This is a genomic window from Flavobacterium muglaense, from assembly GCF_014305155.1.
In the GTDB taxonomy this organism is placed as follows: domain Bacteria; phylum Bacteroidota; class Bacteroidia; order Flavobacteriales; family Flavobacteriaceae; genus Flavobacterium; species Flavobacterium muglaense.
This window is the reverse complement of record NZ_JACRUK010000115.1, coordinates 1-1,368: the sequence shown is the minus strand read 5'-3', so window position 1 is coordinate 1,368 and position 1,368 is coordinate 1. Positions and strand designations below refer to the sequence as shown.

Genomic DNA, 1,368 nt, shown 5'->3' with positions numbered 1-1,368 from the left:
AATCCTATTATAAGCGCTTTTTTAATCTCTAGAAAACGACGTTAATCAAAATATGCGTAGTTTTTCAGTGCCCTCCTCTCCAGACGGGTTTTTTTATCTCTAGTCTTAATTTTTGCGATTCATTTTTTTAAAACGTATATTTGAAATACTAGCTACTTTTCATACCTAATACAGTATAAAAACGGAGTATTTTACCTTTTATACCAAAAGTGGAGACCAGTGACCACTTAAAAAACGGGGCGAATTCGAAAAGCCTAACGAGTAGAAAAACAAATTAAAGAATAAAAATGAATCAACAAATTTCAGTTGCAAACGATTACTTAGACAAAATAACCAACCTTGGATACGAATACATACCCAAATTAATAGGCGCAATAATTGTCCTTATCATCGGACTTTGGGTTTCCAAATTAATTACCAAAAAATTCAGACAAACATTAGAAAAATCAAAAATTGATCAATCACTAGTTCCTTTTTTATCGAGTTTAGTGAATATCGTTTTAAAAATATTAGTTGCAATAACCGTAATGGGAATGGTAGGCATACAAATGACATCATTTGTAGCTATTCTTGGTGCAGCTGGATTAGCTATTGGACTAGCGTTATCTGGAACACTACAAAACTTTGCTGGAGGAGTAATTATTTTAATTTTAAAACCATTTAAAATTGGCGATTTAATTGAAGCGCAAGGATTTCTTGGTGTTGTAAAAGAAATTAGCGTTTTCTCAACGATATTGAACACCTTAGACAACAAATTGGTTATCGTTCCAAACGGACCACTTTCTACCGGTGCTCTTGTCAATTATTCAGCTGAACCTATACGAAGAGTCGACTGGACTTTTGGGATTGCCTACGGTGATAATGTAGATAATTTTAAAAAAGCCATTAACCAATTTATTTCTGAAGACAGCCGTATTTTACAGGAACCAGCTGGCTTCATTGGACTATCAGAACTTGGTGATAGCTCTGTAAATTTTACAGTGCGTGCATGGGTGAACACAGCCGATTACTGGGGTGTGTTTTTTGACATGAATGAAAAAGTGTACACTAAATTCCCAGATTACGACTTAAACATTCCGTTTCCGCAAATGGATGTTCATGTTCAAAAACAATAAAAAAACAACTGTAGCCTCACGATAGTAGGCACAACTTTATAATCTGTCACAGTTTAACCTGTGGCAGATTTTTTTTTGCTTAAAGCAAAATGGCCCCAGCTTAAGTTAACGATCAAATTATCCTGAAATCAACAAGAAGCTTTAGTCGTTTATCTAAAAAAAAACAATAGTGGTTCGTTAATTAGGGCTTGCTGAAAAATTGCAAATCCAATAAAACAGAGGTATTTAGAGCTACTTTTTCTTGTTTAAATGC

The 1,368-nt window shown here is 34.0% G+C and carries 1 protein-coding gene; it reads left to right on the top strand.

Going from position 1 to position 1,368, the window contains the following annotated elements; genetic code table 11:
- The first annotated feature begins 287 nt into the window (after window positions 1-287).
- A complete protein-coding gene (locus H8R24_RS18010; RefSeq protein ID WP_187021836.1) occupies window positions 288-1,115 on the top strand; it encodes a mechanosensitive ion channel family protein in 828 nt (275 codons plus the stop codon).
- The last annotated feature ends 253 nt before the right edge of the window (window positions 1,116-1,368 follow it).